General features: G+C 39.9%; 6 protein-coding genes. 1 reads left to right on the top strand and 5 read right to left on the bottom strand.

Features of this window, described 5'->3' with window-relative positions; translation table 11 throughout:
* Positions 1 to 444 precede the first annotated feature (444 nt).
* Positions 445 to 1,059, top strand: coding sequence for a lytic transglycosylase domain-containing protein (locus tag V7083_RS23830; RefSeq protein ID WP_438823730.1), 615 nt, complete (start codon positions 445 to 447; stop codon positions 1,057 to 1,059).
* Between the two features lie 12 nt (positions 1,060 to 1,071).
* Here the strand turns inward: V7083_RS23830 and V7083_RS14895 are convergent, their stop codons facing one another.
* The 5 genes from V7083_RS14895 to V7083_RS14875 all read right to left on the bottom strand — a co-directional run bounded on the left by V7083_RS14895 (position 1,072) and on the right by V7083_RS14875 (position 5,633).
* Positions 1,072 to 1,485: a disulfide oxidoreductase gene (locus tag V7083_RS14895; RefSeq protein WP_335479141.1), complete on the bottom strand. Its 414-nt coding sequence runs from the start codon at positions 1,483 to 1,485 to the stop codon at positions 1,072 to 1,074.
* Position 1,486: 1 nt separating this feature from the next.
* Positions 1,487 to 2,191 carry a DsbA family protein gene (locus V7083_RS14890; RefSeq protein WP_335479139.1) on the bottom strand — a complete coding sequence of 235 codons (705 nt, stop codon included), beginning with the start codon at positions 2,189 to 2,191 and terminating at the stop codon, positions 1,487 to 1,489.
* 196 nt (positions 2,192 to 2,387) lie between these two features.
* Complete coding sequence (locus tag V7083_RS14885; protein ID WP_335479137.1) at positions 2,388 to 3,638, bottom strand: sugar efflux transporter; 1,251 nt, start codon at positions 3,636 to 3,638, stop codon at positions 2,388 to 2,390.
* Positions 3,639 to 3,799: 161 nt separating this feature from the next.
* The gene (gene manA / locus V7083_RS14880; RefSeq protein ID WP_335479135.1) at positions 3,800 to 4,744 is read right to left on the bottom strand and encodes a mannose-6-phosphate isomerase, class I; all 945 of its coding nucleotides are present in this window, start codon (positions 4,742 to 4,744) and stop codon (positions 3,800 to 3,802) included.
* Positions 4,745 to 4,769: 25 nt separating this feature from the next.
* Positions 4,770 to 5,633, bottom strand: coding sequence for an ROK family protein (locus V7083_RS14875; protein ID WP_335479133.1), 864 nt, complete (start codon positions 5,631 to 5,633; stop codon positions 4,770 to 4,772).
* Between the last annotated feature and the right edge of the window lie 150 nt (positions 5,634 to 5,783).

The raw sequence follows: 5,783 nt of genomic DNA, 5'->3' as shown, positions 1-5,783 counted from the left end.
AATGATTGTAAATAAACCGCCATAACTCAGGCAATTCCAAGAAACTAGCCCACGTTAAAATGAAGGTAACTTCGAAATAGGTGGGGAAGTGGCCTTGATAAAGAAACACGAACGACTAAAGCAATTTTTCTTTATATTTATAAAAAGGACAGCCATTTTTATTGGAATTTTGGCCGTTTTAATCTTTATTGCTGGAAAAATCAATTGGGAACCTTTGGAGAACAGGGTAATAGACAAACTGTCCAGGCAGGAACCTGTTGGTGTCCAATATACCGAGCCGTTTCAGGCGCAAGTGAAGCTCGATATACCAGATACAAAAGCGTATAAAAAGGAAAAGTATTTAATTTTTAAAACTAATATTAAAAATACGGTTCAATTGCTAGCCTCGAAGATGGGATTCCCTAGAAATGGNNGGAAGTAGCTAATAAAAGCAGATTTAATCATTTGGTTTCTGTTAATGGGATTGAATTAACGGACGATCAGGCAGCGGATCAAACCGTGGCCTTATCTGATTGGGAGATCATGAAAAACAACTTATCAGACGGATTCCATGCACTGAAAGAAGTATTAACGGTCCGTATTATGACTGAGGACGGAAAACCTATAATTGTTAAGACTGATGAGGAAAAAGCAGTCGTGGTTGATTTTGATTCATCCGACAAAGTATTAAGATGGGGGAAGGAAATCCAAGCTGCTTCAGATAAATACGGTATTGACCCTGCGGTGATTGCGGCAGTGATTGAGCAGGAATCCGGTGGCAATCCTGAATCACATAGTCCGGCCGGAGCGATTGGTTTAATGCAATTAATGCCAAAGACAGCCAATGGATTAGGGGTTGATCCATATGATCCAGCTCAGAATATTGATGGAGGCACAAAATATTTAGCGATACAGCTTAATCGGTTTGGCAATTTGGAAATGGCGTTGGCTGCCTATAATGCCGGTCCAGGAAACGTGCGAAACCTTAGATATTTATATATATCTGAAACGCAGAACTATATACGTAATGTCCCAGCCCTAGCCCGAAAATACCAGCAGAAATTCACATTGCACAAGTAAAAAGAAGAGCGATCAATGCTCTTCTTTTTGCTGACGAGATAGAATAATCAAACTCACCGTAATTATTGTAAAAGCTGTAAACGCAAGCATCGGTATGGTGATAAATCCGAGCCAATTAATATAATCACGCGAGCATGGTACCCCAGTTGTGCACATTTCGAATTGCTGAAGTGCTGGGATTTTCTGCAGCAGCGTATGATACCCCGACAGCACCATTCCAATCATGGATAATGGAAGTACGTATCGAACAATTCCGCGATCCTGGCGGTAAAAGGCAATCCCTAAAATGATCGCAAGTGGATACATGAAAATACGCTGATACCAGCATAGGGTGCAGGGGATAAAATGCATCACTTCACTAAAATATAAGCTACCTAGTGTGGCGATTACCGCAGCTATCCAAGAGATTAATAATGATTTGTTCATGTTATTTCCCCTTTGCCGCCTCGTTAACCTTCTCTTGTAAATCTTCCAAGGTTTTACCGCTGAACATTTTTCCATTTACAAATAAGGTTGGAGTTCCGGTTACACCCAATTTTTTCACATAATCCATGTCTTTTTGCCAGGCAGCCTTTGACTTTTCATCATTAAAGTTCTTTAAAACCTTATCAACTTCTGGCTCACTGACGACTTCCCGCAGCGTATCAATCAGAAATGATTTCGTAAAGTAATCCATTTTTTCATATTTCGTGTCTTCTGGCTGTTTTTCATAGAGCAGGTCATGGAATTTCCAGAATGTCTCATTACCGAGTTCTTGATAGACAGACTCAGCAAATTGAGCTGAACGAGTTGAATCCACATTGATGAACGAATCATTCATAAAATACAGCTTTGCCTTGCCAGTATCCACAAGTTCTTTTTCAATAAGTGGAATGGTATTTTTATTAAAATCCTTACAGATTGGGCATTTGTAATCGCCGAATTCAATGATCGACACTGGCGCAGAAGCATCTCCTAGGAAGGGCTCATTGCTGTAATCAATTTTGGCGATGGAAGTTTTTTTTGTGGCTTTTTCTTCTTTTCCAGAAAGATTGCCTAGAAAAATTAACGCTAAAACCCCGACGGCAATTAAGCCAATCATCCAAAACACAAACCTGGATGATTTATTCTCTTGTTTCTTTTTATTTGCCATAATCAATCTCCTTTTTAGACAGGCTATTAAGGATAACTATACCATAAAATCTCTTAAAAACTTAAAACCTTGCTCTATTAGAAAACACGCTGATTGACGAGCCGTTTAGCAGGTGAAAGAGGTGAAGTTGGCCATTATGCCTGATAGGAAGGTTATTCCTTTCCTAACCGCCAAAAAAAGCCGTTTAAAAACGGCTTTAGTTGATGCTTTGTTGATTTTCCAATTGGTTAGCCGTCAGCTTTTGTTTTCCGAAGACGATTAGGAACAACAACCCTAGTCCGGCAAAAATCGTATAAATGATAATGACCTGATTATAATTGATCATTTCTGAAATCAAACCAAATAGGAAGTATCCTAATGTTGAACCAATGGAGGTTGTATTCATGTACAGGGTTGTTGCCGTTCCTTGCGCCTCAGGGATGAAGTCTTGGAAATAGGAAATGGCAATCCCTGCTGTGATGGATACCTGGGCGGCGCTCAGAAGCTGCAGCGGGTAAATTTGCCATGGTTCCCTTACAAAACTGAATAGTAAAAAGTAAACTGTTGCAATGGCAAAACCAATTTTGATTAAGATCGCATTATCGATTTTGGTTGCCAACACACCGACTATAATCATGAAAGGAACTTCAAATACGGGCGGAACACTAAAAACAATTCCAACATCCACTTCTGTCCCATGCAAAACCTTTGTAACAAACTGCGGAACATTCAACATATGAATAGAAGTTGCAGCAGATAGTAAAAACGCAGCAGCCAAATATCCGAAAATATACGGCTGTTTCATGTACTTCGTTACGGTGATGGATTCTTTGGCCACTCTTTGCTCACTGGTTATATCCTTCAATAAAAAGATCACGGTCAAAAGCACCAGTAAGTAACCGGCGGCAACAAACAAAAATAGACCTTTAAAGCCAAAATGAAGCAATAAAACAGAACCCAATGCAGGTCCAACAGTCCATGAAAGAGCAAAGAACATCCTAAAGATATTCATGATAAAAGGTGTTTCTTCACTAGGGATGTTTGCTTCCTTCAGAGCATCTCGTGCATAGGCCCAAAGCTGTGGAATACCGGCGGCTGTCACGCCCAAGATGAAAAATCCAGTCAATGCCAACCCGAGAAAATTTCGAAAATAGGCATATAACGAATAACCAATCATCCCGGCAATCGATGTTAGAATAATCAGCTTTCTTCTGCTTACCTTTGTATCCGACAATTTGGCAATATAACTGCTAATCGTAACCCCGCCTATGGCCGTGATCGTCATAAACACGCCAAAGCCCACATTGCTCATCCCCACTTCATCAATCCCGAACAGCGAGGAAAATGGAGCAAAAAAGGATGATGCGAGGCCGAGAATAAAATTAATTAGAAAAAGAACAGGAAAGGAAGGGAGTTTCCAAACAAACAGCGCTCTTTCTTTTACGGTGGAAAATGTCGTTTTGATCATACCAGCTACTCCCCTTTATCATTTAAAATGGAGATTAGTAAAACCTACTAATCTCCATCCCTAAATAGAATAACATAATTTTAAAATCTTCAAATAAAGAATTTTGACAATCTAAAAAAACAGGTTGAGCATAAACTCTTCCTGTTCTTTTCATTTATTCCTTATCGATGAGAAACAATAATCTCACATTCACCTTGAATATCAAATTCTTTCACTCCAACAGGAATGATTGCATTTGCTCCTTTATTTAAAGGATACTTTTCTCCATTTGTAAACAGCGTTCCCTCTCCACTTATTACACTTATCAACAGATACTGATCAGGATAGGAAAATGTTGCGGTCCCGTTAACATCCCACTTATACACTGAAAAGAATTCGGATTCAACAAAAGTTGTGATGGTAACCTGTTCCTTACTGTTAACTTTTGGCATCGTTTTTGTATCTTGATGTGGAACAGTTGTCACTTCAATGGCTTTATCCAAATGAAGCTCACGGACATTCCCTTCAGCATCCTGGCGGTTGTAATCGTACACACGATAGGTGGTATCAGAGCTTTGCTGTGTCTCAAGTACCAGAGTTCCTTCACATAATGCATGGATGGTCCCGCTAGGCACGAAGAAGAAATCGCCCGGCTTAATTTTCACCCTCCGAAGCAATCCATCCCAGTTACTGTCTTCTATTTGGTGAATAAATTCCTTTTTGGTTTGAGCAGTGTGACCAAAAATCATCTCTGCCCCTTCTTTGCAGTCAATAATATACCAGCATTCCGTCTTCCCCAGTTCACCATTTTCATTTACTTTTGCATAAGCATCATCTGGATGAACCTGTACAGACAAATCCATATTGGCATCAAGGATTTTCGTTAGTAATGGAAAGATCTCTTCCTTAGGATTTCCGAATAATTCAGGATGTTCTTCCCAAAGCTTGTCCAATGTTATTCCAGAAAATGGACCATTTGCAATGATAGACGGTCCATTCGGATGTGCGGAAATGGCCCAGCATTCACCTGTATTTTCGCTTGGTATTTCATACCCAAACTCTTGGTGTAAGGCGGTCCCGCCCCAAATTCTTTCTTTAAAAACGGGAATTAAAAATAACGGTTGCATTTGTGACTACCTCCATATGATGTGTTTATTTTTCTTGAAGTGCCTGATGTGCCAATAGCAAAGAACCGATGATACCGGCCTTGTTTTCTAAACCAGGACTAACTATGTAGCTGAAAAGCTCCGGTAAGGAGATATAATTATTAATCATTTCTTTTAAATGTTGGAAAATATAAGGGAATACCTGCTTTTGATTCATAACCCCGCCACCAAGAATAATTTTTTTCGGTGACAAAATAAGAATATATTGCATAAGAGCTTGGGCAATATAATACCCTTCCATATCCCAAACTTGTTCTTGATCGACAAGATCTTTCGCCTTCTTGCCCCAACGTTCCTCAATCGCAGGACCTGCTGCTAGCCCTTCTAGACAGTCCCGATGATATGGGCACTTCCCTGCATATGAATCAATAGGGTGGCGTCGTACCAAGGTATGTCCCATTTCCGGATGGGACAACCCCTGAAGCAATTTCCCCTGAACAATTGCTCCCGCACCAATACCAGTACCAACCGTAATATATAAACAACTATCCAAGCCTTTCGCAGCTCCAAGAGTTGCTTCACCTAACGCAGCAGCATTGACATCTGTGTTGAAACCGACCGGTACAGCAAATGACTCTTTTATAGCCTGGACAAACGGGAAATTTCTCCATGCCATTTTTGGAGTTGAGGTAATATAACCATACGTAGGGCTTTCAGGATTTACATCAATAGGTCCAAAGGATCCAATTCCAATAGCGTCCAAATCAAATCTTTTAAAAAATTGAATAACCTCACCCATAGTTTGTTCTGGTTCAGTGGTAGGAATTTGAATGAGTTCAACAATATTTCCTGACTCGTCTCCAACTGCACAAACAAATTTTGTTCCGCCTGCTTCAATTGCCCCTAGCATATAGAATTCCTCCATTATCGATTCATATTAACAGTTGTACTTCAGAATCCTTGTTACTTTAAAATATTCATTTCCCCAAAAAACTATCCCAATGTGGGACGTTTTTGGTTTTCATCTATGGATCTGTTAAACTTGTCTGTTGATTTACGC

Origin of the sequence: Bacillus sp. JJ1764, from assembly GCF_036962145.1 — a bacterium.
Classification (GTDB): Bacteria; Bacillota; Bacilli; order Bacillales; family Cytobacillaceae; genus Neobacillus.
This window is presented reverse-complemented; position numbering and strand designations above follow the sequence as displayed.